Source organism: Stenotrophomonas sp. Steno-C15 (assembly GCF_056393265.1).
Window position 1 is genome coordinate 378,290 of the sequence record NZ_JBWJPF010000001.1, and the last position, 23,765, is coordinate 402,054.

At 66.4% G+C, this 23,765-nt stretch carries 18 protein-coding genes; 8 read left to right on the forward strand and 10 right to left on the reverse strand.

Annotated elements, in window-relative coordinates; genetic code table 11:
* Positions 1-258: 258 nt before the first annotated feature.
* The 3 genes from AC06FB_RS01680 (at position 259) to AC06FB_RS01690 (ending at position 5,564) form a co-directional block, all read left to right on the forward strand.
* A complete protein-coding gene (locus AC06FB_RS01680; protein ID WP_478053304.1) occupies positions 259-2,631 on the forward strand; it encodes an autotransporter family protein in 2,373 nt (790 codons plus the stop codon).
* A gap of 238 nt (positions 2,632-2,869) precedes the next feature.
* Positions 2,870-5,026: a TonB-dependent receptor plug domain-containing protein gene (locus tag AC06FB_RS01685; RefSeq protein WP_478053305.1), complete on the forward strand. Its 2,157-nt coding sequence runs from the start codon at positions 2,870-2,872 to the stop codon at positions 5,024-5,026.
* Complete coding sequence (locus AC06FB_RS01690) at positions 5,016-5,564, forward strand: thioredoxin-like domain-containing protein (RefSeq protein ID WP_478053306.1); 549 nt, start codon at positions 5,016-5,018, stop codon at positions 5,562-5,564. Before AC06FB_RS01685 ends, AC06FB_RS01690 begins: the two co-directional genes overlap by 11 nt.
* 118 nt (positions 5,565-5,682) lie before the next feature.
* Here the strand turns inward: AC06FB_RS01690 and mntR are convergent, their stop codons facing one another.
* The gene (mntR, locus tag AC06FB_RS01695; RefSeq protein WP_053517818.1) at positions 5,683-6,147 is read right to left on the reverse strand and encodes a manganese-binding transcriptional regulator MntR; all 465 of its coding nucleotides are present in this window, start codon (positions 6,145-6,147) and stop codon (positions 5,683-5,685) included.
* A 116-nt stretch (positions 6,148-6,263) separates the two neighbouring features.
* Between mntR and AC06FB_RS01700 the strand changes: the two genes are divergently transcribed.
* Positions 6,264-7,595, forward strand: a complete 1,332-nt coding sequence (locus AC06FB_RS01700) for an Nramp family divalent metal transporter (protein WP_053517819.1) — start codon at positions 6,264-6,266, stop codon at positions 7,593-7,595.
* A gap of 66 nt (positions 7,596-7,661) precedes the next feature.
* Here the strand turns inward: AC06FB_RS01700 and AC06FB_RS01705 are convergent, their stop codons facing one another.
* The 4 genes from AC06FB_RS01705 to AC06FB_RS01720 all read right to left on the reverse strand — a co-directional run bounded on the left by AC06FB_RS01705 (position 7,662) and on the right by AC06FB_RS01720 (position 11,966).
* Complete coding sequence (locus AC06FB_RS01705) at positions 7,662-7,988, reverse strand: thioredoxin family protein (RefSeq protein ID WP_053517820.1); 327 nt, start codon at positions 7,986-7,988, stop codon at positions 7,662-7,664.
* Positions 7,960-8,439: a flavodoxin gene (locus AC06FB_RS01710; protein ID WP_478053323.1), complete on the reverse strand. Its 480-nt coding sequence runs from the start codon at positions 8,437-8,439 to the stop codon at positions 7,960-7,962. The genes AC06FB_RS01705 and AC06FB_RS01710 overlap by 29 nt, the downstream gene beginning before the upstream one ends.
* A gap of 13 nt (positions 8,440-8,452) precedes the next feature.
* Positions 8,453-9,493 carry a ribonucleotide-diphosphate reductase subunit beta gene (locus AC06FB_RS01715; protein WP_053517822.1) on the reverse strand — a complete coding sequence of 347 codons (1,041 nt, stop codon included), beginning with the start codon at positions 9,491-9,493 and terminating at the stop codon, positions 8,453-8,455.
* Positions 9,494-9,602: 109 nt separating this feature from the next.
* The gene (locus AC06FB_RS01720) at positions 9,603-11,966 is read right to left on the reverse strand and encodes a ribonucleoside-diphosphate reductase subunit alpha (protein WP_478053307.1); all 2,364 of its coding nucleotides are present in this window, start codon (positions 11,964-11,966) and stop codon (positions 9,603-9,605) included.
* A 432-nt stretch (positions 11,967-12,398) separates the two neighbouring features.
* Here AC06FB_RS01720 and AC06FB_RS01725 point away from each other — a divergent pair, with 432 nt between their 5' ends.
* On the forward strand, positions 12,399-13,376 hold the full coding sequence (locus tag AC06FB_RS01725; RefSeq protein WP_065175232.1) for a zinc-binding dehydrogenase: 978 nt from the start codon (positions 12,399-12,401) through the stop codon (positions 13,374-13,376).
* 201 nt (positions 13,377-13,577) lie between these two features.
* Positions 13,578-16,205 (forward strand): TonB-dependent receptor, encoded by a 2,628-nt coding sequence (locus AC06FB_RS01730; protein WP_478053308.1) that lies wholly within the window; start codon positions 13,578-13,580, stop codon positions 16,203-16,205.
* A gap of 127 nt (positions 16,206-16,332) precedes the next feature.
* Here AC06FB_RS01730 and betT read toward each other — a convergent pair whose 3' ends face one another.
* The 4 genes from betT to AC06FB_RS01750 all read right to left on the reverse strand — a co-directional run bounded on the left by betT (position 16,333) and on the right by AC06FB_RS01750 (position 19,570).
* Complete coding sequence (gene betT / locus AC06FB_RS01735) at positions 16,333-18,312, reverse strand: choline BCCT transporter BetT (protein ID WP_253118568.1); 1,980 nt, start codon at positions 18,310-18,312, stop codon at positions 16,333-16,335.
* A 137-nt stretch (positions 18,313-18,449) separates the two neighbouring features.
* Positions 18,450-18,830 carry a VOC family protein gene (locus tag AC06FB_RS01740; protein WP_065175235.1) on the reverse strand — a complete coding sequence of 127 codons (381 nt, stop codon included), beginning with the start codon at positions 18,828-18,830 and terminating at the stop codon, positions 18,450-18,452.
* 66 nt (positions 18,831-18,896) lie between these two features.
* Positions 18,897-19,217 (reverse strand): DMT family transporter, encoded by a 321-nt coding sequence (locus AC06FB_RS01745; RefSeq protein ID WP_263174559.1) that lies wholly within the window; start codon positions 19,215-19,217, stop codon positions 18,897-18,899.
* Complete coding sequence (locus AC06FB_RS01750) at positions 19,217-19,570, reverse strand: SMR family transporter (RefSeq protein ID WP_053517832.1); 354 nt, start codon at positions 19,568-19,570, stop codon at positions 19,217-19,219. The genes AC06FB_RS01745 and AC06FB_RS01750 overlap by 1 nt, the downstream gene beginning before the upstream one ends.
* 112 nt (positions 19,571-19,682) lie before the next feature.
* Here AC06FB_RS01750 and AC06FB_RS01755 point away from each other — a divergent pair, with 112 nt between their 5' ends.
* Entirely contained in the window at positions 19,683-20,534 is an 852-nt protein-coding gene (locus tag AC06FB_RS01755) for a LysR family transcriptional regulator (RefSeq protein WP_065175330.1), read from the forward strand.
* Positions 20,535-20,607: 73 nt separating this feature from the next.
* On the opposite strand, the gene AC06FB_RS01760 is transcribed toward AC06FB_RS01755, so the two are convergent.
* The gene (locus tag AC06FB_RS01760; RefSeq protein ID WP_111185920.1) at positions 20,608-21,528 is read right to left on the reverse strand and encodes a M14 family metallopeptidase; all 921 of its coding nucleotides are present in this window, start codon (positions 21,526-21,528) and stop codon (positions 20,608-20,610) included.
* A gap of 130 nt (positions 21,529-21,658) precedes the next feature.
* Here AC06FB_RS01760 and AC06FB_RS01765 point away from each other — a divergent pair, with 130 nt between their 5' ends.
* Entirely contained in the window at positions 21,659-23,740 is a 2,082-nt protein-coding gene (locus tag AC06FB_RS01765) for a TonB-dependent receptor family protein (protein WP_478053309.1), read from the forward strand.
* Positions 23,741-23,765 lie beyond the last annotated feature (25 nt).

Genomic DNA, 23,765 nt, shown 5'->3' on the forward strand with positions numbered 1-23,765 from the left:
CTCGCCAGTCTGTGACTTGCATCACGATTTAGATCGGTGAAACGGGGTTCGCCTCGCTTCGACAGGGGCTTCATGCCGTTTTCACTTCCGCAGGACTATCCAGCATGCGCGAGCTCCGCAGCTGAATAGGCCCTCCACAGCTGGATGGACGCCGCCGCAGCTTCTGGAAAAGTTGCATGGCTCTGCAGGCTGTCGCCCCGCAGAGTGTTGCCTTTGGCCTGTGGGGACGGGCCCCATCCAACGCATTGGAGAGATCCCATGTACACGATGAAGTCCGCTTCACGCGCCCTGCCCGCGCAGGTCGCTCCGCTTGCGCTGGCCCTGGCGGCCTGCGTCGGCGTGCCGCTGACAGGTCATGCCCAGTCAGTTTCGGTCCCGGCCGGCACCACGCTGACGGTGGATCCGGGAAGCCCTTATGAGGGCCGTGATTTTTCCGTCCGCGGAACATTGAACCTCAATGGCGTCAGAGTGGGTAGCGTGGAGACACGCCAGGGCCCTGGTGCTGTTGTCAACGCCAGCGACACCCTCTTTACCAGCAATGCACGATTCGGCTTCTCGTTCACCAATGCGGAAGGCACCATCACGGGCTCGACCATCGTCAATCAGGACGCCAATGGTGTCGGATTGGCGCTTGCGGGCCTCATCAGTGCCTCCCCTCAGCCGTTGAGCCGGGTGCAGATCAGCGACAGTTCGGTGTCCGCTGGTGATGTCGGCGGCCAGGTGGCGGCTGGCGGTACCATCATCGCCCGTGCAACCAGCTTCTCCGGCGGAACCGGAATCCGCATGATCGCCGGCTCGTTTGAACTGACGGAAGGTTCCCGCGCAATCGGCAGCGACATCGGTTTGCGCCTGGACTATTCCACCGCAGGCCAGCCGAGCTATGCAGATCCGGCCGACTGGCATGTGCTGATCGACGGCTCGCGTGTCGAAGGAGCCAGTGGCCCAGCCGTAAAGGTGGTACAGACTTTCAGCCGTCTGTCCGAACTTTCACGCCTCACCGTCCAGAACGGCGCAACGCTCATCGGTGGCAACGGCAATCTGGTGGAAGTCGACCCCGATCTGGCACTCGATTTCACCGCCCGCACGTCCACCCTCAACGGCAACTTCGTCATCGCCGATACCGCCAGCACGACCCTGCGCTTCCTCGATGGGCTGGTGCTGACCGGACAGATCACCGGCCCGGCTGAGGTGATCGTCGACCAGGGCGGACGCTGGACGCTGTCCGGCGACAGCAGCACCGGCAACCTCACCCTCGGCGCGGGCAGCCACATCCTGCTCGGCGCGGAAGGTCAGGCGGCGTATCCGCAGTTGACCGTCAATGGCGATTACACCGGCAACGGCGGCACCCTCCATTTCAACACCGTGCTGGCCGGCGACGACGCCGCCAGTTCGCGCCTGCATGTGACCGGCGCCACCAGCGGCGCCACCAACGTCATTGTCAACAACGTCGCTGGCGCTGGCGCGCAGACGGTCGACGGCATCCTGATGGTCCAGGTCGATGGCGCCAGCAACGGCAGCTTCGCGCTGCAGGGCCGCGCCATCGGCGGCATGTACGAGTACTTCCTGCACAAAGGCTCGGCCACGACGGCCAACGGCAACTGGTACCTGACCTCGGCCTACACGGGCAATCCGTGCGATATCAATCCTTCCCTGCCGGAGTGCGATCCGGAGGATCCGGTGATTCCTCCTCCCGATCCTGACCCCGATCCCGTGCTGCGCCCGGAGCCCGGTGCCTATCTGGCCAACCAGATCGCGGCCGAGCAGATGTTCCAGGTACGCCGCCACGATCGCGGCGAACCGGGCTTTGATCGTGCGCGCATCGGAACCTGGGTCCGCGCGGGTCGCGACCAGCTGCGGGCCAGCATTGCCGGCCAGGTCGATGCTCGCACGCATCTCAACGTCCTGCAGCTGGGCAGCGATCTGTGGCGCTGGAGCGACGGGCGCGGCCAGGTGGGCGTGATGCTCGGCACCGGCGACGCCACCACCCGCGCAGTCTCCATGCTGTCCGGCTATGGCACCCGCGGCAGGATCAAGGGCAAATCGGCAGGCGTGTACCTGGGCTGGGTACAGGATGCACAGAGCAGCGGCGGTCTGTACGTGGACGGCTGGGTGCAGGCTGCCCGCTTCGACAATGATGTGCAGGGCGAGGGCATTGCGGCGGAAACCTACGATGCGGACGTCCGCAGCGCGTCGCTGGAGCTCGGCTACGCCTGGGCGATCCGCACCCGCGAGGCCAGCACTCTGTACCTGCAGCCGCAGGCACAGCTGACCTGGACCGACTACGACAGTGACAGCCTGGTTGAGGACAACGGAACGCGGGTCGAGGATGGCCGCAGCATCGGGCTGAACAGTCGGCTGGGTGTGCGTCTGTTTGGACAGAGCACCCTGCGCGGCAATCGCGTACAACCCTTCCTGGCGGTCAACTGGCTGCGCGGCCAGCGAGATCCCTCGATGCGCTTCAACGAAGAGCTGTTGAGCGCGAAGACGCCCGACAGCCGCTACGAAATGCAGGCGGGCGCGCAGCTGCAGCTGGGGCAACGCTGGAGTGCCTGGGGCGACCTGCGCGTGCAGCGCGGCGACAGCGGCTATCGCAACCACGGTGCACAGGTCGGCCTGCGCGCCGCCTGGTGACACCCGGCGTCCCGCCCGGAACCCGCGCCTGAACACCCCTGCCGGATATGACATCCGGCAGGGGTGACGTCGTCTATTGTAATGTTATAACACCGTCGTTCCTGATGAGGCGCCCTGCGCCGTGCCCATGAAAGCAGCGTCGCGCTTGATATAGCCATTGCTATATCTATGAGCATTTGCTTTCATGTGCACCAGCCAGGTCGCCCTCGCCGCTCTCTTCCCCAAGGACGACGCCTCCATGCCCCACGCCGTGCCGCCGTGCCACCTTCCGCTGGCCACCGCCATCTTCTTTGCCCTGTCGACCCCGGTACTAGCCGGCACGCCCTCGCCCACGCAGCTGGACCGGGTGCAGGTCAAGGTCAGTACCGCCACGCGCAGCGAGCGCCTGCTTGCCGATGTGCCGATCCGTACCGAAGTGCTGCGCAGGGAGGACATCGCGCTGCGTGCGGCCACCGATTTCTCCCGTGCGGTCGAACTGATCAATGGCCTGCGCGTGGAAAGCAACTGCCAGAACTGCAACACCAGCGAAGTGCAGCTGCTGGGCCTGCCGGGTGCCTACAACCAGCTGCTGTTCGACGGCATCCCGCTGCTGTCCACGCTGGGCAGCGTGTACGGCCTGGAGCAGATTCCCGCCGGCTTCGTCGATCGCATCGAAGTGGTCAAGGGCGGTGGCTCGGCGCTGTATGGACCCGGCGCGGTGGCCGGCGTGATCAACCTGGTTCCGCCCCTGCCCTCGCGCAGTGGTGGCCATGTGCAGGCCGGCGTGGATGTGCTGCGTGGCACGCCGCAGAAGAATGCAGATGCCCGGCTGGATCTGGTCGCCGCGCAGGTCGATGCCGGGCTGTCTGTGATCGCCCAGCGCAACTGGAACAGTGGCATCGACTACAACGGTGATGACTACACCGAGATCACGCGCAAGGATCTCAAGGTCGGTGGACTGCAGGCGTGGTATGCGCCCACACCGGGAACACGGCTGCGCGTGGACGTGCAGGTCACCGATGAAACCCGGCGCGGCGGCAACCGCCTTGACCAGCCGGAGTATCTGGCCAACATCGCAGAATCGCTCGACACCACGTACCGGCGTGGCAGCGTGTCCTGGGACCAGGACGTAAGCCCGGACATCGACTTCCGCCTCGCCTATGCCTTCGCCGACATCGATCGCGACAGCTTCTATGGCGGTCTCGGCGATGTGGTCACCGACCCGTCGGCAGCCGGATACGATCCCTCCGAGCTGGACCCCACCGTGGCCGGCAGCGCCGCCTCGCGCTCCTGGCGGCAATACGGACGCACGCACAATCCGCTGCATTACCTCGACAGCCAGTTGAACTGGCGGCTGGGCGCGCATGCCCTGGCGTTCGGCGTGCAGTACAAGCACGAGCGCCTGCGCGACGACAACCGGACCGGTGACGGCCAGCGCCTGGCCGTGCTGGAGGACGCCAGCTTCCACAACCTGGGCGCCTTCGTGCAGGACGAATGGAGCCTGCGCGAGGACATCGACCTGGTGATCGGCGCGCGCGTGGACAAGAGTTCCGAACTGGACAACGCGGTGCTCTCACCGCGTGTCGCCTTGGCCTGGCAGGCCACGGAGAACGTGAAGTGGCGGGCGGGCATTGCCAGCGGATTCCGCGCACCGGAAATCTTCGTCGAGGATGTGCATGTGGACACGCTCGGTGGCGAGCAGGTGCGCGTGCGCAATGCCGAGGGCCTGAGGGAGGAACGTGCGCTGACCACCCTGCTCGGCTTCGACTGGCGTTCGGATCCGGCCGAGCCGGTGTGGACGTGGGACGCCACCGCCTCCTACGCGCGCATCCGTGACACCTTCGCGCTGGGCGAGATCCTGCGCGGCGCCGACGGCCGGCTCGGCCAGCTGCGCTACAACGCCTCGGGCTCGGACGTACTGGGCATGGAAACCAATCTGGGCTGGCAACCCTCGCCGCAATGGCGTCTTACCGCGGGCGCATCGTGGTACCGCTCGCGCTTCCGCGAACCCCAGCGCATCTTCGATGACACCGGCGAGGGCGGCGACACCGTGATCGACAGCCGCGACTACCTCAAGACCCCTCGCTGGACCGGGCTGGCCCAGCTCGGCTGGTTGCCTTCAGAACCGTGGGAGACCTTCATCGCGCTGCGCCACACCGGTTCAATGCCGGTGCTGAACAACCGGTTGGGTGAACTGCACCGCACCCGTGCCTTCTGGGTGACCGACCTGGGTGCCCGCTGGCATCGCCACCTCGGGGTGGGCGCCGAACAGGAGGTGTCCGTGGCAGCCGGAGTCAAGAACGTGTTCGACCAGCGGCAGAAGGATCTTGAAGCCGGCGCGCTGCGCGACAGCGACTACGTCTACGGGCCCCGCTTCGCGCGCTCGTGGTATGTCAGCCTGCGCTATGCGTTCTGAAGCACTGCGCGTTCTGCTGTGCGCCGGCAGCGCGCTGCTGGCCGCGCCGGTCGCGGCAGAGAATCTGCACGCGCAGGTCTCGGCGTCGCTGATGCGACCAGAGGCGCGATCGCTGCGCCCGATGCAGTGGTCGCCGCCGCCGCGATTGATCGCGCTGTACTTCGGTGCGGACTGGTGCGCGCCCTGCCATGCCTTCGTGCCGACCCTGCGCAGCGTGCGTGACGCACTGCGCGAGGCCGGTGCGGACACCGAGGTGGTGTACGTCAGCCAGGATGAGAGCGAGGCCGCGCTGCGCCGCTACATGCGCCGCCAGGACATGCCGTGGCCGGTGCTGGACCCGCGCAGGGCCGCGCGCATGCCGATGCTGCAGGCCCTGGCCGGCACCGCGCCGCCCAATCTGGTGCTGATCGACGCGGAAGGTCGCGTGCTGGCGAAGGGGTGGCATGGACGGCGCTATGAGGGTCTGCAGCCTGTGCTGAAGCAGTGGCAGGCACGGGCATGCGCGCAGGAACAGGCGCGCTGCCCGCCGCTTGAGTGATCTGCGGCTCCTTCCACGGCCGCCGGGCATGGCCCGGCGCTACCCCTCCTTCCGAGCGTATGCAGCCGCCGGGCATGGCCCGGCGCTACCGCCACCCTTCAGATCGCGGGCACCGGCCCTACCCGCCCTCGGCCTTGCGCACGAATGCTTCGAACAGCGCCAGCGTCTGCTCGCTGACATGATGCTCGATGCCTTCGGCATCGCGCCGGGCGGTATCGGCATCCACGCCCAACGCCAACAGGAAGCGCTCCACCGTCTGGTGCCGCTGGCGACTGGCATGGGCCAGCGCCTCGCCCTCGGCGGTCAGGAAGACACCACGATAGGGCCGCTGCACGACCCAGCCGTCGCGGGCCAGCCGCCGCAGCATCTTCGCCACCGTCGGCTGCGCCACCCCCAGGCGGGTGGCGATGTCGACCTGGCGGGCCTCGCCGCCATCGGCCAGCAGGTCCGAGATCAGCTCGACATAGTCCTCCACCAGTTCCATCCGGTGCGCCTCGCGCACCTGCCGGAAGCTCTCGACCTGGCGCTCGGCCTCGATCAAGGGGGGATTCTTTGGCGATGTCGAATCGTCGCTCTTGCCCACGCGTGCGCCTGTCCTGCCGAAGTCGTCCGGGAATGAAGCTGAATTCTGGACCAGTGACGCGATAAAGACGATTGTTTCACATTGCTATTGGATATAGCAGTGGCTATATTAAGCACATGAACACCCTGGCGCCCGATGACCCTTCGGCCCCTGCCCCGGCCAGCCTGGGTGCACTCAATGCCTCGGTGGCGGTACCCGACAAGGGCCACTGGTGGTTCCGCCTGCTGGCGTTCCTCGGCCCGGGCTACATGATCTCGGTCGGCTACATGGACCCTGGCAACTGGGCCACCGACCTGGCCGGCGGCTCACGCTTCGGCTACCTCCTGCTGTCGGTCATCCTCGTGTCCAATCTGATGGCGGTGATCCTGCAGGCGCTCTCGGCGCGGCTGGGTATCGCCACCGGGCTGGACCTGGCCCAGGCCTGTCGCGCGCGCTACCCGAAGCCGGTCAACCTGGCCCTGTGGGCGCTGTGCGAGGCAGCCATCATCGCCTGCGACCTGGCCGAGGTGATCGGCACCGCCATCGCACTGAAACTGCTGTTCGACCTGCCGCTGCTGTGGGGTGCAGTGATCACCGCGCTGGACACGCTGCTGGTGCTGCTGCTGATGAACCGCGGCTTCCGCGCGCTGGAGGCCTTCGTCATCGCGCTGCTGATGGTGATCTTCGCCTGCTTCGTGGTCCAGATCGCGATGGCCGCGCCGCCTGTCATGGCGGTGCTTGGCGGCTTCATTCCACGCGCACAGGTGGTCACCGATCCGCACGCCCTGTACATCGCGATCGGCATCATCGGCGCCACGGTCATGCCGCACAACCTGTACCTCCACTCGTCCATCGTGCAGACCCGAGCGTACCCGCGTACCGACGAGGGTCGCCGCAGCGCGCTGCGCTGGGCGGTGACCGACAGCACGCTGGCCCTGACGCTGGCACTGTTCATCAATGCCAGCATCCTGATCCTGGCCGCAGCCGTATTCCATGCCAACGGTCGCTTCGACGTGGAAGACATCGAGCAGGCGCATCAGCTGCTGGCACCGATGCTGGGCGTGGGCGCCGCGGCGACGCTGTTCGCGGTGGCACTGCTGGCATCGGGCCTGAATTCCACGGTGACCGCGACGCTGGCCGGGCAGATCGTGATGGAGGGCTTCCTGCGCCTTCGCCTGCCGCCCTGGCTGCGGCGGCTGCTGACCCGGGCGCTGGCGATCATTCCGGTGGTGGTGGTGATCGTGCTGTTCGGCGACCAGGGCGCGGTGAAGCTGCTGGTGCTGAGCCAGGTGGTGCTGTCGATGCAGCTGCCGTTCGCGATCATTCCCCTGGTGCGGATCGTGACCGACAAGGTGACCATGGGCGCACTGGTGGCGCCGCGGTGGCTGGGTACGATCGCCTGGTTGATCGCGCTGGTGATCGTGGCATTGAATGTGAAGCTGCTGGTCGACACCTTCGCCGCCGCCTGACGGCCGAGGGCCGCCACCGGGCCATGCTCGACGCACGCGTGCAGCGCTGTAGAGCGTGGCCCCGCTCTACAGATGCAGGGCGATGGCAGCCTCGATCTGCTGTGGCGACTGGAATCCGGCCAGGCGGATGCGTTCGTTGCCGTCACGGAACAGCGCAAGCGTTGGTGTCTGGCGCAGCCCCAGCTCCCTGAAGAAGGTTTCACCCAGCACTTCCAGCTGCACCCGCAGCAGGGTCATGCCCTGCCCCGCGCCGCTGCTGGCGACACGCTGCAGGGACATCTCCAGCATCCGGCAGCCCGGGCACTGGTCCTTGTGGAAATCCACCAGGACCCGGGGATGTTCGGCCAGCAGCTGCTGGAGCTGCTCAGGCGTGGTGGCGTCGATGATCTGCATCGGTGGTACTCCGATAATGGGCCAGGACCGCGTCGGTCCAGGCGTCGATGGCTGCGGCGTGGCGCTCGCCGTGCGGCATCTGTTCAATCTCCAGCGGCGGGTAGCTGCTGTGGAAGTAGCGGATCAGGCGGTGCACGGCGCCGCAGTAGTACTCCTGGCCCCACTGTGTCTCACCGGTGCCGAACACCGCCACCTGTCGCGGCCACTGACCCTGCCCGGCAATGCCGGCCACCCACGCCTTCATCTCCGCCGGTGTGCGCCCGGCGTTGTCGGTCCAGCTGCCCAGCAGCACGAGGTCGGCTCCATCGGCCGCCAGCGGAGCCGGCTGGCGCAGGTCGTCGGCCTCCTGCCAATGCACCGCGTGACCCGCCGCGCGACACCGCTCGGCGATCTGCCGTCCCAGCTCCCGGGTATTGCCACTGAGCGAGGCGACCACGATCAGGATGCCCAGCGCCGGCCCCCGCTCAGAGATCGTCGAAGCCGTTGTCGACGTTGGTCTTCTTGTAACTTGCATTGCGCATCTCGAAGAAGTCGGTCTTGGTTTCGGTGAAGTTGTCGGCGTAGGCCTTGATCCACGGCATCACATTGTCGGTCGTATCGCTGTACAGCCGCTCGATACCCAGCATGCCGGCCATCTTGTTGGCGCGGTACTTCACGTAGCGCACCATCTCGTCCACATCGATGCCGTCGATGCCATCCAGCACTTCCGACGACCATTGCGTCTCCAGCGTGATGGCATGCTCGAAGGCGCTGTGTACGTAAGCCGTCAGCTCGTTGGTCTGCAGTTCCGGATTCTCGCCGACGATGGCGCGGATCACCTCGCTGATGAACTTGGTATGGGCCAGCTCGTCGCGGTTGATGAAACTGATGATCTTGCCGGTGCCGGTCATGCGGTTCTGCCGCACCAGGTTGTAGAAGTAGGCGAAGCCGGAATAGAAGTTGATGCCCTCCAGGATCGACGACTGGATCAGCGACTTCAGCAGCGTCTCCGCAGTCTTGTCGCGCATGAAGTCGTCGTACGCCTGCATGATCGGCGCGTTGCGGCTGATGATGGTCGGATGCGTGCGGGCCAGTTCGAACACCCGGTTCTGGTTGGGCAGATCGGTGATCGACGCGAGCACATAGCTGTAGCTTTCGTTATGTATCACTTCCTGCTGGCCGATGATCGCCGCATTGGCATGCGCGGCCGGATCGGTGATGTACTCGGCGACGTTGTAGATGAACCGGGTCTGCGGCGAATCGAGCGTGGCCAGCAGGCCGATGATCGAGTCGTAGGCGTTCTTCTCGCGTCCGGACAGTTCACCGTACTGGCGTGCGTCCAGCTTCATGTCCACTTCGTCGGGGATCCAGAAGTTGGTCGACAGTTCCTTGTACGCCCGATAGAACGAGGGGTACGGAATGTCGTTCCAGTTCAGTATGCCGCTGGTGCGGCCGTTGATGATGCCGGTGCTGCGGTTGGGATGGCGTGGTTCAAGGATCTTGATGCGGTCAAGCGGCGTTGCCATGGTGTTACCTGCTGAGGATGGCGCCGGGCCGTGCCCGGCGGAATGTACGGTGGCCGCGCGGTGCGCTCGCCGGGCATGGCCCGGCGCTACCGCGGCTGGGGCGCAGCGATCAGCTCGAGCACCACTCGCATTCGCTGATGTCGATGTCGTTGGAGCGCACGTAGTAGGTGGTCTTCAGTCCCGCGCGCCATGCGCTCAGGTGCAGCTCCAGCAACGTGCTCGCACGGATGGTGCTGGGCACATACAGGTTGAAGCTGATCGACTGGTCCACATGGCGCTGGCGCCGGGCGTTCTGCCGGACGCTGGCGAACTGGTCCACCTTGTAGGCGCCCTTCTCGTAGTACGGCCAGGTCTCCAGCGACAGCCCGGGGGCCGCGACCGGCCGTCGGAAGTCCTTCTTCTCCTCGTAGTAGAACGCGCTGTAGATGGGATCGATCGAGGCAGTGGAACCGGCGATCTGGGCGGTGCTCATGTTCGGCGCGACCGCCAGCAGCCAGCCATTGCGCAGACCATGGCGGGCCACCTCACGCGCCAGGCCCTGCCAGGCCGCATCACGGTAATCGCGGTCGCTGAAGTAGCGGCCGGTGTGCCAGTCGCTGCCGGCGAACATCGGATAGTGGCCCTTCTCTTTCGCCAGTTCGGCACTGGCCTGGATGGTCAGGAAGTTGATGCGTTCGTACAGGCGGTCGGCCAGCGCCTCGGCCTCCGGCGATTCCCACGGGATCGCCTGCTGCGCCAGCAGGTGATGCCAGCCGAACGTGCCCAGGCCGATGGCCCGGTACTTGCGGTTGGTGATCGTGGCCTGCGGCACCGGCAAGGCATTGAGATCGATCACATTGTCCAGCATGCGCACCTGGATCGGGATCAGCCGTTCCAGCACGTCCTTCGCCAGCAGATCGTCCGGCGCGGTGACCGCCCGTCCAAGATTGATCGAGGACAGGTTGCACACCACGAAATCGCCGGCGCGGCGGGTGGTGACGATCTGGTCGCCGCTGACGATCTCCTGGATCATCCGCGTCGGGCTCATGTTCTGCAGGATCTCCGTGCACAGGTTGCTGGAATAGACCATGCCCGCGTGCTTGTTCGGGTTCCTGCGATTGACTTCATCGCGGTAGAACAGGAATGGATTTCCGGTCTCCAGCTGGCTGAGCATGATGCGCTTGAACAGATCGATCGCGCGCACGGTGCGCCGGCTGATGCGCTCGTCGGCCACCAGCTCCGCGTAGCGGTCGCGGAAGCTGCCCGCACCGCGCGTCTCATCGTAGAAGTCCTGCAGGTACCAGCCCTTGGCCTGCTTCACTTCATGCGGGTCGAACAGGTACCAGTCGGCCCGACGCTCGACCGCCTCCATGAACAGATCGGGGACGCAGACCGACGTGAACACATCATGCGCGCGCAGGCGCTGGTCGCCGTTGTTCAGGCGCAGATCGAGGAAGGCCTCGATGTCGCGGTGCCAGATGTCCAGGTATACCGCCACCGCGCCTTTGCGCTGGCCGAGCTGATCGACCGATACCGCGGTGTTGTTGAGCTGCTTGATCCAGGGCACTACGCCGCCGGACGAGTTGGGCACACCACGGATCGGTGCACCGCTGCTGCGCACGTAGCCCAGGTAGGCGCCGACACCCCCGCCGTGCTTGGACACGCGGGCAATGTCCGTATTGGAGTCATAGATGCCCTGCAGGCTGTCGTCCACTGTATCGATGAAGCAGCTGGACAGCTGTCCACCGACCTTGCCGGCGTTGGCCAGCGTCGGCGTGGCCACCGTCATGTACAGGTTCGACAGCGCCCAGTAGGCCTCGCCGACCAGCTGCATCCGCCGCTCACGCGGCTTCTCCTCCTGCATGAGGTACAGGGCGATGGTCAGCCAGCGCTCCTGCGGCAACTCATACACCTCGCGGCTGCGGTCGCTGGCCAGGTAGCGCGTCGCCAGCAGGTACAGGCCGTTGTACGCGAACAGACGGTCGCGGTCGGGATCGATCATCTCTCCGGCCTGCTGCAGCTCCTCCTTCGAGTAGCAGCGCAGGATGTCATTGCTGTAGACGCCACGGTCGGCCAGGCTCTCCTGCAGGCCTACGTACGAGCCGTACTTCAGGCTGACATCGTAGAAGCGGTTGCGGCTGGCGCGCTTGTACAGGCGGCGCAGGTAGATGCGGGCGGCGAACCGCTCCCAGTCCGGCGCGACCAGGTCCACACGGGATTCCGCCTCGCGGATCAGCAGGTCCACCAGGTCGTCGGCACTGATGCTGGGCTTGCGCTCAACCATCGCCTGTACCACGCGGCGGTAGTCGGCTACGTCCAGCTGCGGGAACTCGGCATGGATGGCGTCGATGCTGCGCTCCAGGCGCCCGGCGTCGAACGGCAGGCGTCGGTTGCCGGCCTCCTTGGTGATCCAGGTCGGCACGCGCTCGCCACCGGCGCGCAAGGCGTCGCCGGCGCCGGCCGGATCGGCCGCGCGGTAGGTGTATTCGGTCATGGTCCTGCGTCTCCAGGCTCGCACGCACGATTGCGCCGATGCCATGGCGGCCCTGCACGCGATACCGGCGCACGGGGCGATCGGGTGGGATGCCAAAGCGCGGGAACACCAGATCGTCGGCAAGTGCCTGCGCCTGCGGCCGGTATCCGGGCCGTGGGGGCGACCTGAGTCCGCACGAGGGCGGCCGCGTCGACACGGCAAGCCTTCAGGGGCGGGCCGCGGGACGTGTCTTGCATCGTCCGGCGGCGGCGGCTGACCGGGAGTGACAGCCCCAACATAGTGGGGATAATCGATATCGTCAACACAAGATGCAGTAAATAGCGCCCTCCGCGACGAACCGTCGCAGGATGCCGTGTTGCGTCTGCGCCGCCTTGTCGACGCCGCACGCATCCCCACTTCGATACAACCTCCACTTTCCGCGGAACATCCCCCATGCGCGCTGCCCAGTACTCCTCCTTCGGTGACCCGTCCGACGTCCTTGCCGTCGCCGAGGCCGCCCTGCCTGAACCTGGTCCTGGCGAGGTGCGCATCCGTACCGTGCTGGCCTCCATCCACAACCACGATCTGCTGACCGTACGCGGCCTGTATGGCTACAAGCCGACGCTGCCGGCGATCGGTGGCAGCGAGGCACTGGGCGTGGTCGACGCGGTTGGCGACGGCGTCGACGGCCTTCGGGTCGGTCAGCGTGTCGCTGCCGCCTCGGTGCACGGCACCTGGGCCGAAGCGTTCATCGCGCCGGCACGGATGGTGATTCCGATGCCGGAATCGATCCCCGATGAGACCGCTGCGCAGCTGATTGCCATGCCGCTCAGTGCGCTGATGCTGCTGGAATTCCTGCATGTCGAGCCAGGCCAATGGATCGTGCAGAACACCGCCAATGGCGCGGTCGGCAAGTCGCTGGCGATGCTGGCGCGGGCACGTGGTGTCCATGTGGCCAACCTGGTGCGCAACGCCGATGCAGTCGCGCAGCTGCAGGCGCTCGGCATCGATCATGTATTCGATACCTCGGTGGACGGCTGGAAGGACCGCGTGCGTGCAGTGACCGGTGAAGCGCAGGCGGCGGCCGCCGTGGATTCCATCGGCGGCGACGCCAGCGGTGACCTGGTCGACCTGCTCGGCCACCACGGCACGCTGGTGTCCTTCGGCGTGATGAGCGGCGAGCCCATGCGCATCCCCGCCGGAGGCCTGATCTACAAGGAAGCCACCGTGAAAGGCTTCTGGGGCAGCAAGGTCAGCCAGGCGATGGCGGTGGACGACAAGCGACGGCTGGTGGGCGAACTGCTGCAGCGTGCAGCCGGCGGCGAACTGACGCTGCCGGTGGAACAGGTGTTCGCACTCGACGATATCGCTGCGGCGGTCAAAGCCGGCGCAGGTTCCGGCCGCAACGGCAAGGTGCTCTTGCGGCCTTGACGGTCGGCCAACCGGGGTCAGATCCCTTTCCGTTGGAAAGGGATCTGACCCCTGAGAGGAATGCGCAGCACCGGTCGATAACAGGGCCAGTCACTCGTTAAGAACCTGTGATGTATAACTGAATGCGCTTTCGTCATTGGAAGGCGCAGGCGAGCGCATGCGGTACTGGCGGCTCCTCTTCTGTCCGGCGTTGTCGCTTCCATGTACCGCACCACCCTGAACCTGCTTGCCGGCGCCATCGCGCTGGGACTTACCGCCGGCGCTGCCGGCGCTGCTGAAACCACCGATACCGGCAAGGACAGCACCACGCTCGGCACCGTGCTGGTGACCGGATCCAACATCAAGCGCAGCGACACCGCCGGCCCCAACCCGGTGCAGATCGTCAGCCGTGAACAGATCGAACAGACCGGTCGCAGCACGTTGACCGACGTGCTGCGCAACCTGTCGGCCAATGCCGGCAACAGCTTCGACGAGCAGTACACCGGCAGCTTCGCGGCGGGCTCGGCGTCGATCGGCCTGCGCGGGCTGTCGCCGAAGAACACCCTGGTGCTGGTCAACGGCTATCGGGTGGCCAACTTTGGTTTCGCCCTCAATACCCAGGACACCTTCGTCGATCTCAATGCGCTGCCGATCAGCGCGGTCGAGCGCATTGAAGTACTGAAGGACGGCGCCTCGGCGGTGTATGGCTCCGATGCCATCGCCGGTGTCATCAACATCATCCTGCGCAGGAACTTCCAGGGCGTGGAAGTGGGCGGCGGCTTCGGTACGGCCACCCAGGGCGGCCTCGACGAACGCAAGGCCAATCTGCTGGCCGGTTTCGGCGACCTCGAACAGCAGGGCTGGAACGTGCTGTTCGGGCTGGACCTGCTCAAGCGCGATCGGCTCGACGCCGACCAGCGCGCCTATACCCGCAGCGGCGATTTCCGCGACAAGCCCGGTGGTCGCCTGGCCGGCTGGTCCACTGCCGGTGGCAACTGGCTGGCGAACCCGCGCGCGCCGCAGCCATTCTCGCCCTGCCCCGAGGGCAGCCAGCTGCGGCCCTACAGCGACTTCGGCAGCAGCCTGCCCGGCCAGGCCTGCGCGTTCAATGCGCAGCCGTTCAAGACCCTGCAGCCCGGTGCCGAACGCCTGCAGGCCTCGCTGAGCGCGACCTACCGCTTCAGCGACAACGTCGAAGCCTTCGCCGACGTGCTCTACAGCCACAACACGGCCGACCAGATCTTCAGCGCGCCACTGACCGTCGGCCCGGGCCTGCGCGCCTACAACCCCGCCACCGGCACCCTGCTCGACATTCCGGCAGTGCTGCCGGTCGGGCATCCGAACAACCCGGGCAGCGCTCCCCTGCCCTTCGAGTACACGTTCTTCGATCTCGGCCCGCGCCTGAAGGACAACACGCAGGTGTTCTACCGTGCATTGGCCGGCGTGCGTGGCCAGGGCGAGCGCTGGGACTGGGAGGTCGCCGCGCTGACCTCGCAGAGCGAGCAGCGCGAGTACGTGGACAACTTCATCAACCGCTACGCATTCGAGCAGATCCTGCGCGATGGCAGCTACAACTTCCTCGACCCGGCCAGCACGCCGGCCGCGCTTGACGCGCTGCGCCTGCAGACCAAGCGCCCGGGCTGGTACCAGCTGCACTCTCTGAACCTCAAGGCATCGACGTCGCTGTGGGAGCTGCCGGCCGGCGCGGTCGGCTTCGCCTGGGGCGCGGAGTTCCGCAAGGAATCGCTGGATGCACGGACAAGTGCGCAGGTGCTGTCCGGAACGGAGCTGCGGCCCGCGATCAACGTGGTCGATGGCGAGCGGCAGGTCAGCGCCGCCTACGCCGAGTTCAGCGTACCGTTGCATCGCACATTGGAACTGCAGGTCGCCGGACGCGGCGACCGCTACGACGACTTCGGCAAGGCGTTCTCGCCGAAGTTCGCGCTGCGCTGGCAGCCGCTGGACAGCCTGCTGCTGCGCGGTTCGTTCTCGCGCGGTTTCCGCGCTCCCTCGCTGCCGGAAATCGCACCCGGGCAGACGGTCAGCTACGGATCGGTGATCGACCCGCTCGACCCGTTGCAGCCCGGTGGCAGCCGCGGTGTCACCAACATCCGCACCGGCAATCCCGACCTGAAGGCCGAACGCTCGCGCAATCTCAACGTTGGCGCGGTGTGGTCGCCGGACACTGACAGCAGCATCGGCCTGGACTGGTACCGCATCGAGCAGGACAACCTGGTCAAGCCCGACAGCGCACAGTTCATCGTCGACAATCCCGCCCTGTTTCCGGGCCGGGTCCAGCGCGATGCGCAGGGTCGCATCCAGTTCATCACCAACCAGTACGCCAACCAGGGGGAGCTGACCACGTCCGGTCTCGACCTGGAGGCCAGCCGCACCTTCCGCACCGACGGCTGGGGCAACCTCACCCTCGCCGGCAGCTGGACCCATCTGCTCAGCTTCAAGCAGCCCCTGGTAGCCGGTCAGGCGCCCTATGACGGCGCGGGCAACAACCGCCACGGCGCGCTGCCGCGCACCCGTGGCACCACGTCACTGAACTGGGCGGTGGGCGACTGGAACAGCACGCTGAGCCTGCAATATGTCAGCGGCTACGACCAGCGGGTCGCGACGGCCACCAGCAACCCGGGCCTGCGCGATCGCGTCAAGCCCTATCACCAGCTGGACCTGTACGTGGCGTACGAGGGCCTGGCCAACACCACGCTTTCGCTGTCCGTGTTGAACCTGACCGACCGGGACCCGCCGTTCGACCCCGCGGGCGGCTCCAACGGCTTCGACATCAGCCAGTACAACCTGCGCGGCCAGTTCGTCACGGTGGGGGCACGCTACCGGTTCTGATGCGGAAACTGCACATGTAGCGCCGAGCCCATGCTCGGCTGCTCTACCGGCTTGATGGAGCCGAGCGTGGGCTCGGCTCCACGGAGTGTGCGGACCAACGGTCCGCACCCATCGCAGCGGTCGTGCATCACCGGCTCAGGTGCAGGAACTGCAGGTGCCGCTCGTACTGGCTGATGATGTCGTTGATGATCTGCTTGCGGCTGTATCCGACCAGGTCGTAATCCTGGCTGCCTTCGAACAGATGCACCTCGGCGCGGTAGTAGCGCTGGTTGCGCAGTTGCTGTGCGGCGAACGACGGCGTCAGGTAGCCGCGGAGGATCACCCGATACAGGAAGTCCTGCTGCTCGCCATGGTTGACCGAAAGTTCCATGTCGCCGGCTTCGATGCGGGTATGCACATCCCAGCCCTGCCCGCGCAGCTGCTCGGCCACGGCTTCCATCGCCGGTTTCACCGTGTCATCCATGAAGCGGTAGACCTGGTCGCGCACCGGGAAGTGCATCGCCTGGCTCAGGCGCTGGCGCCAGCCCTGGTGGTGGCGATCGTCGCCGATCAGCGGCGATGGCCGGTACTGCAGCGCGCGCTTGCGGTGCGATTCGTCACTGAAGGCTCGGGTGAGGCCCCACATCATCAGCAGCAGCACCGCCGAGAATGGCAGTGACGCCAGCACCACCGCCGACTTCAACGCATCGATGCTGCCCGCCAGCAGCAGGCCTGCGGTGAGCACGGCGATCACCGTGCCCCAGAACACGCGCAGCCAGCGCGGGCCATCGTCTTCCGGAGCGCCGCCGTGCGACGACAGCGTGGACAGCACCACCGCGCCCGAATCGGCCGATGTCACGAAAAAGATGAAGCTGACCAGCACGGTCACCGCGATCACCGTGCGGCTCCACGGATAACCATCAAGCAATGCGTACAGCACGGTCGGTGGGTCATCCACGGCCAGCTGTGCCAGCTGCTGCTGGCCATGGTGCAGCACCTGGTCCAGCGCGCTGTTGCCGAAGATCGACAACCAGGCCAGGGTGAAGCCGAGCGGAATCAGCAGCACGCCGAACACGAATTCGCGAATGGTACGTCCGCGCGAGATGCGGGCGATGAACAGGCCGACGAACGGCGCCCAGCCGATCCACCAGGCCCAGTAGAACACCGTCCAGCCGCCCAACCATGCCGGCCGTCCACCATAGGCGTACACGTCAAAGCTCTTGCCGACCACGCTGCCCAGATAGTCGCCCAGGTTCTGCATCAACGTGCCGAACAGGTATTGGGTGGGCCCGGCGAACAGCATGAACAGCACCAGCGCGATCGCCAGCAGCATGTTGATGTTGGCCATCCAGCGGACCCCCTTCTCCACGCCGGACACTGCCACGGCCACCGCCGCCCCCATCATGCTGGCGACCAGGGCGATCTGCACGAAGTTCGAGTGCGGGATGTCGAACAGGTGCGACAACCCGGCGTTGAGGTGCAGGACACCGAAGCCCATGTCGGCGCCGATGCCGAACACGGTGGCGACGATGCCCAGCGCGTCCACGGTGTAGCCGATCGGTCCGTTGATGCGCTTGCCGATCAGCGGATACAGCGCCGAGCGCAGCGCCAACGGCAGGTTGTGGCGATAGGCGAAGTAGGCCATGGCCATTGCCGCCAGCGCGAACACGCCCCAGCCATGCAGGCCCCAGTGCAGGAACAGCAGCTGCATGGCCTGGCGCGCGCCGGCCTCACCGGCGGCGGGAGCGCCCTGCGGCGGCTGCAGGTAATGGGTCAGCGGCTCGGAGACACAGAAGAAGAACAGGGTGATGCTGATACCCGCGGCGAACAGCATGCCCGCCCAGGAGAGATAGCTGAACTCGGGCTCGTCATGGTCGGCACCGAGCTTGATGCCACCATACTTGGACAGCGCCACGCCGACCACGAACACCAGATAGAGGGTCATCGCCAGCAGGTAGTACCAGCCAACGTTGAGTGCCGCCCAGTCCTGTGCGCTGAGCAGCAGGCGACCGGCACCGATCGGATAGAGGCTGACGAACAGCGCGAACGCCACGACGATGATCGCCGCGAAGGCGAATACAGGCCGCAGGGTGCGCACCGGGGATTGTTGCGGCTCCAGGGCTTCCACGGGGCGGCGTTCTCCGGTCGATCAAAGAGTGAGCCGGCGGATTCTGGCTGAACGGCGGTGGACGCAGGATGAAGTGCTGTCGCGCGATGACAGCACAGGGACAGCACGCGCGTGGTATCACGCGCGCGCCGCGAAGTTCAGCGCATCACGTGCACGGCGCACAACTTGTTGCCGTCGGGATCGCGCAGGTAGGCCAGGTACAGCTGCCGCCCGGCCTTGTGGCGTACGCCCGGCGGATCTTCGATGGCGCTGCCGCCGTGGGCGATGCCTGCGTCCTGCCAGGCGTGAACTGCCTGCGGAGTCTCCAGCGCGAAACCAATCGTGCCGCCATTGGCGTGGCACGCCGGCTGGCCATCGATGGGCGGGGTCACGATGAACATCCGCCCGTCCTTGACGTAGACCAGTTTTCCATCTTCATCGGTCATGCCCGGTCGGCCGCCGATGGCTGCGAACAGTGCGTCGTAGAAGCGGCGCGAGACCGCAAGATCATTGGAACCGACGGTGATGTGGCTGAACATGGCGGCACTCCGTTGCGGAAAAACCGCAGTGTCGGACAGCGCGCTCCGGTCTGCAATCGTCGCCGCTCATGCGGTACTGAGCAGAAGCACCGCCCCCGTCACCAGTGCAATGCCGATCCAGCCGATGGGCCGCAGGCGATTGCCGAACAGCAGGCGCCCGCAGGTAGCGGTGCCGATCACGCCGATGGCACCCCACAGCGCATAGGCCGTGGCCAGGTCCAGGTAGCGCACTGCCTGGCCCAGCAGCGCGAAGGCGATCCAGACCATGACAACGGCACCGACACCCCAGTGCCAGCGGCGGAAGCCTTCGGACTTGGCCACCATCATGTTTGCCGCGACGTCGATCAGTGCGGAACAGATCACGAAGAACAGTGCCGTTGTGTTCATCAGTGCGCCTCCCCAAGGGTGACGCAGACAATGCCGGCCACCGCCAGCAGCAGGCCGGCCAGCTGCTGCATCGACAGGCTCTCGCCGAACACCGCAATGCCGACCAGGGTCAGCAGGGTCAGCCCCAGCCCCTCCCACACCGCGTACGCAACGCCGACCGCGATGCGCCGTACCGACAGCGCCAGGAAGTAATAGGACAACGCCAGCGCCCCGGCCATCACCAGGTAGCCGGTCCAGCCACCGGCGCGGGCGGCATGGGCCATGAAGGACGTGCCGACCACTTCGGCGACGATCGCCACGGTCAGGCAGGCCCAGGCAATCAGGGGGCCTGGGGCGGGAACACGACGGGTCATGGGAAAACTCCAGCAGGATTCACAGCGCCCGCTGACAGGGGCGATGGCGTCCAGTATCATCGCCATTTACGATGGATCAAAAATGGAATCCATCGATATGAGCGATGGATCGATGCCCTACTCTCCTGAATCCCTGCAGGCGTTCGTCGAGGCTGCCGCACTGGGCTCCTTCTCGGCTGCCGCGCGGCGCCTGCGCAAGACGCAATCGACGGTCAGCACCGCCATCGCCCATCTGGAAGCCGATCTGGGCGTCTCCCTGTTCGACCGCAGCGGGCGCTATCCGCAGCTTACCGACCCGGGGCGGCAGGTGCTGGGCCATGCCCAGGAGATCCTGGCTGCCGATGCGCGCCTGCAGCAGCTGAGCGTGCGCCTGGCTGCACCTGTCGAACCCCGGCTGACGGTGGTGTTCTCCGATGTTTACCAGCTGGACCCGGCGCAACAGGTGCTGCAGCGTTTCGCTGAAGCCTTTCCCGAAATCGAACTGGAGTGGCTCGACGCTGAAGGGCACGATGTGCTGGAACTGGTCGGCAGCGGCCGCGCCGGACTGGGCCTGCTGCCTCGCCAGGAGCGCTATCCGGATGCAGTGATCGCACAGCCCCTGGCCCATCACAGCGAGCTGGCGGTGTATGTCGCGCACGGACACGCACTGGCCGCGGCCGGTGCGCGCGCCGCACCGCAGCTTGCCCGCCATCGGCAGATTCGCTTGAGCGCACAGGTCGATCACGCGCGTGCCGTCGCCGGCCCGGCCTGGACCGCATCGGACTACCTGATGGTGATGGAAATGGCCGAGGAAGGCATCGGCTGGGCCGAACTCCCGAGAGCGCTGGTGCAGCGCTACGACCGCGGACACCTGGTGGAACTGGCCCTGCCCGGTTGGCCGCGGCGCATCCACAGCGACCTGGTATGGCGACGCGACACGCCGCCCGGGCCGGCCGCACTGTGGTGGGCCGACGCGCTGCGGTAGCGCCGGGCCGTATCGGCCCGGGATGTATCAAGGTTGTTGCAACCGCAGCCGCGCATGGGCTCGGCACTCCCCCTCAGCGATGCGCCAGTGCGTAGTCCAGCGCGGAGCAGACCGCGGCCACCTGCGCGTCGTTGCACTGCTGCGGCGTGGCGCGCGGGCTGTCCGGGTAGACTTCGGTGGTGGTGGTGTACGGCGCACCGGTGATGCCGGCACAGAGGGCCAGTTCCACCAGCGGGTACTCGATCACGCCATGGGCCACCACCGGAGAGCCGATGATCTCGCCCTTGTCGTCGGCCGGTGCAATGTGGGTCACCTTTTCCACCGCCGCGATCACGGCCTGCTGGAACGCCGGCTGCGGATTGGCGCTGTCGTCCACCAGGTAGAAGCCATCAGGAATCAGGCCCGGTTCGAACGGCTTGCCGTCGCGCGCCGCCAGCGCAGGGCGGAACTCGCTTTCATCGCTGTCGGTGGTCTCATGCAGATCGATGTGCAGCACGAACTGGCCCTTGAGGGGTTCGATCAGCTCGATCAGCGCGGTAGATTCGCGAGCCGGACCACCGGCACGGAAGTTGCGGTTCGGATCGATCGCGTCGAAGTTCCAGCGGTTGATGCGCTCGAAACCCCACGGGTTGACGCACGGTGCCACCAGCAGGTTGGCCTTGCCCGCGTAATCGGCTGCGTGCTTTTCAAGGAACTCCAGGGCACCCATCACACCACTGGTCTCGTAGCCGTGCACGCCGCCGGTGACCAGCGCCGCCGGCAGCGCCGGGTTCCAGTCGCGGCTGCGCAGGGCGAACAGGGTATAGGTCTCTCCCGCGTAGTCGAGCTGGCCGTAGGCCACCTTGTCGAAGCGCGCTGCCAGTGCCTCGATGCGCGGCAGTACTTCCTCGTCGTAGCGGCGCAGGCGCTGCTGGCGCGCACGCCACTGCTCCCGTTCCGCCGCTCCCCACGGCTGGCCAGGGGTTCCGACGGGATAGAAGACAGCTGCAGGCATGACGGATCTCGGTGAGTCAGGAGGCAATCATTCACTTTACCACCCGACCCCGGAGGCCATCTGCCCTCGATTCCATTCACGAATGGAATCAGCAATAATTCTCATTTACCACCTCCCCTGTGCCGTCCAGATGCCCCTCCGCACCCCGAAACCGGCCCAGCTGCCCTTGGTGGCAGCCCTCGCCCTGTGCCTGATGCCCCTTGCTTCGGCCCTCGCCCAGGACGCCCCGACCACGCTCGACAGCATCCAGGTCTCCGGCAGTTGGCTGGGCACCGGCCTGCATGACAGCGTCAAGAGCTTCGCCGGGGCACGTACGGTGGTCGATCGCCAGCGCATCGAGGCCAGTGGCGCGACCAGCATCGGCGACGCCATGCGCCGCATCCCCGGCGTGCAGGTCACCGACAACTCCGGCACCGCCGGCAGTTCGGTGTCGCTGAACATCGGCGTGCGCGGCCTCACCGGCCGCTACTCACCCCGCTCGACGGTGCTGCTGGATGGCGTGCCGCTGGCCGTCGCACCCTACGGCCAGCCCCAGCTGTCGTTCGCGCCGGCCAGCCTGTCCAACATCGAATCGATCGACGTCGTGCGCGGCGGCGGAGCCGTGCGTTACGGGCCGCAGAACGTGGGCGGCATCATCAACTTCAGCACCCGCGCCATCCCGCAGCAGAGCGGCCTGCACGGCGAGGTCGGGATCCGCTACAACGCCCATGACCATGGCGGCGGCGACAGCACCCAGTACAACACCTTCCTCGGCGGCACCAGCGACAACGGCCTGGGCGTCGCCCTGCTCTATTCCGGCCAGGACGGTCGCGGCTGGCGCGAAGGCAGCGACGACCGTTTCAACGATCTGGCACTGAAGTTCGCCTACGCCATCGACGACCAGCAGACGCTGCGTGCCAAGCTGTCCTACTACGACGTCCGCTCGCTGACGCCAGGCGGCCTGACCCGCGCGCAGTACGAGGCGGATCCGTTCCAGAACACGCGTCCCGATGACTTCTGGAAGGGCCACCGCACGGGCATCGATCTGGGCTACACCCACACGTTGTCCGACACCAGCGAGTTCGAGGTACTGGCCTATTACAACGAGAGCACCCGTGCCAGCTCGCTGATCAACGCTGCCAACACCCAGGTGAGCGTGCAGCCGCGCGACTACCGCGTGCTCGGCATCGAACCGCGCTACACCCAGCGCCTGCACTGGGGGGCAAGCGTGCACGACGTCACCGCGGGCTACCGCTTCCTGCGCGAGCGCGGCAACGACCGCAGCTACACGGTGACCCGCCGCACCGGCGCCGCAAGCCCCATCAACCGCTTCGACAATGCCACCGACGCCCACGCCTTCTATCTCGACGACCGCATCGCCATCGGCCAGTGGCGGATCACGCCGGGGGTGCGCATGGAATGGATCGACATGGACCGCCGCCAGGCCGATGGCGGCACCACCTTCAGCAGCCGCAACGACAAAGCCCTGCCCTCGCTCAACGTCGCCTACCTGTTGACCCCGCAGCTGACCGTGTTCGGCAACTACACCACCTCGTTCGGGCCGGTGCAGAACATCCAGCTGAACTCGCAGACCGCCAGCAATCCGCTGAATCCGGAGGTGGCCAGGACCACCGAGCTGGGCGCCCGCTGGCAGGACGGCGCGCTGCGCGCCGAGGTCACGGTGTTCAGGATGCGCTTCGACAACCAGATCCTGCAGGTGCCGGGAATCACTCCTCCCACCTTCCAGAACATCGGTGCGACCGACCACAAGGGTGTGGAAAGCGCGCTCGAATACCGCTTCGCCGAAGACAGCGTGCTGGCCGGACTGGAGCTGTACGCCAACTACACCTGGACCAAGGCGATCCAGCAGTCCGGTGCCAACCGCGGCCGGGACGTGCCCTTCTACTCGCGCGACACCGACAGCATCGGCGCCCGCTATGCGCTGTCGGCCTGGACCTTCAATGTCTCCAGCACGCACCAGAGCGGCCAGTTCTCCGACGCTGCCAACACCTGGCAGGAAAGCGCCGATGCACGCGTGGGCCGCGTGCCGGGGGTGCGGCTGTGGAATGCGCAGGTGGCCTGGCAGGTTCCGGGGCTGGGCGACAGCGAGATCACGGCCGGCGTGAACAACCTGGCCGACAAGCGCTGGTACACCCGCAATGTCGACGGCAATGCCGGGCGCATGGTGGCCGCGCCACGCACCTTCTACCTGCAGGGACGCTACCGCTTCTGATGCGGTAAATGCCCGATGCGGTGAC

Excerpts from the sequence above, each read along its gene's own strand:
- AC06FB_RS01680 (WP_478053304.1), top strand. The coding sequence starts at position 259 with ATGTACACGATGAAGTCCGCTTCACGCGCCCTGCCCGCGCAGGTCGCT.
- AC06FB_RS01685 (WP_478053305.1), top strand. The coding sequence starts at position 2,870 with ATGCCCCACGCCGTGCCGCCGTGCCACCTTCCGCTGGCCACCGCCATC.
- AC06FB_RS01690 (WP_478053306.1), top strand. The coding sequence starts at position 5,016 with ATGCGTTCTGAAGCACTGCGCGTTCTGCTGTGCGCCGGCAGCGCGCTG.
- AC06FB_RS01700 (WP_053517819.1), top strand. The coding sequence starts at position 6,264 with ATGAACACCCTGGCGCCCGATGACCCTTCGGCCCCTGCCCCGGCCAGC.
- AC06FB_RS01705 (WP_053517820.1), bottom strand. The coding sequence starts at position 7,988 with ATGCAGATCATCGACGCCACCACGCCTGAGCAGCTCCAGCAGCTGCTG.
- AC06FB_RS01715 (WP_053517822.1), bottom strand. The coding sequence starts at position 9,493 with ATGGCAACGCCGCTTGACCGCATCAAGATCCTTGAACCACGCCATCCC.
- AC06FB_RS01720 (WP_478053307.1), bottom strand. The coding sequence starts at position 11,966 with ATGACCGAATACACCTACCGCGCGGCCGATCCGGCCGGCGCCGGCGAC.
- AC06FB_RS01725 (WP_065175232.1), top strand. The coding sequence starts at position 12,399 with ATGCGCGCTGCCCAGTACTCCTCCTTCGGTGACCCGTCCGACGTCCTT.
- AC06FB_RS01730 (WP_478053308.1), top strand. The coding sequence starts at position 13,578 with ATGTACCGCACCACCCTGAACCTGCTTGCCGGCGCCATCGCGCTGGGA.
- AC06FB_RS01740 (WP_065175235.1), bottom strand. The coding sequence starts at position 18,830 with ATGTTCAGCCACATCACCGTCGGTTCCAATGATCTTGCGGTCTCGCGC.
- AC06FB_RS01745 (WP_263174559.1), bottom strand. The coding sequence starts at position 19,217 with ATGAACACAACGGCACTGTTCTTCGTGATCTGTTCCGCACTGATCGAC.
- AC06FB_RS01750 (WP_053517832.1), bottom strand. The coding sequence starts at position 19,570 with ATGACCCGTCGTGTTCCCGCCCCAGGCCCCCTGATTGCCTGGGCCTGC.
- AC06FB_RS01755 (WP_065175330.1), top strand. The coding sequence starts at position 19,683 with ATGCCCTACTCTCCTGAATCCCTGCAGGCGTTCGTCGAGGCTGCCGCA.
- AC06FB_RS01760 (WP_111185920.1), bottom strand. The coding sequence starts at position 21,528 with ATGCCTGCAGCTGTCTTCTATCCCGTCGGAACCCCTGGCCAGCCGTGG.
- AC06FB_RS01765 (WP_478053309.1), top strand. The coding sequence starts at position 21,659 with ATGCCCCTCCGCACCCCGAAACCGGCCCAGCTGCCCTTGGTGGCAGCC.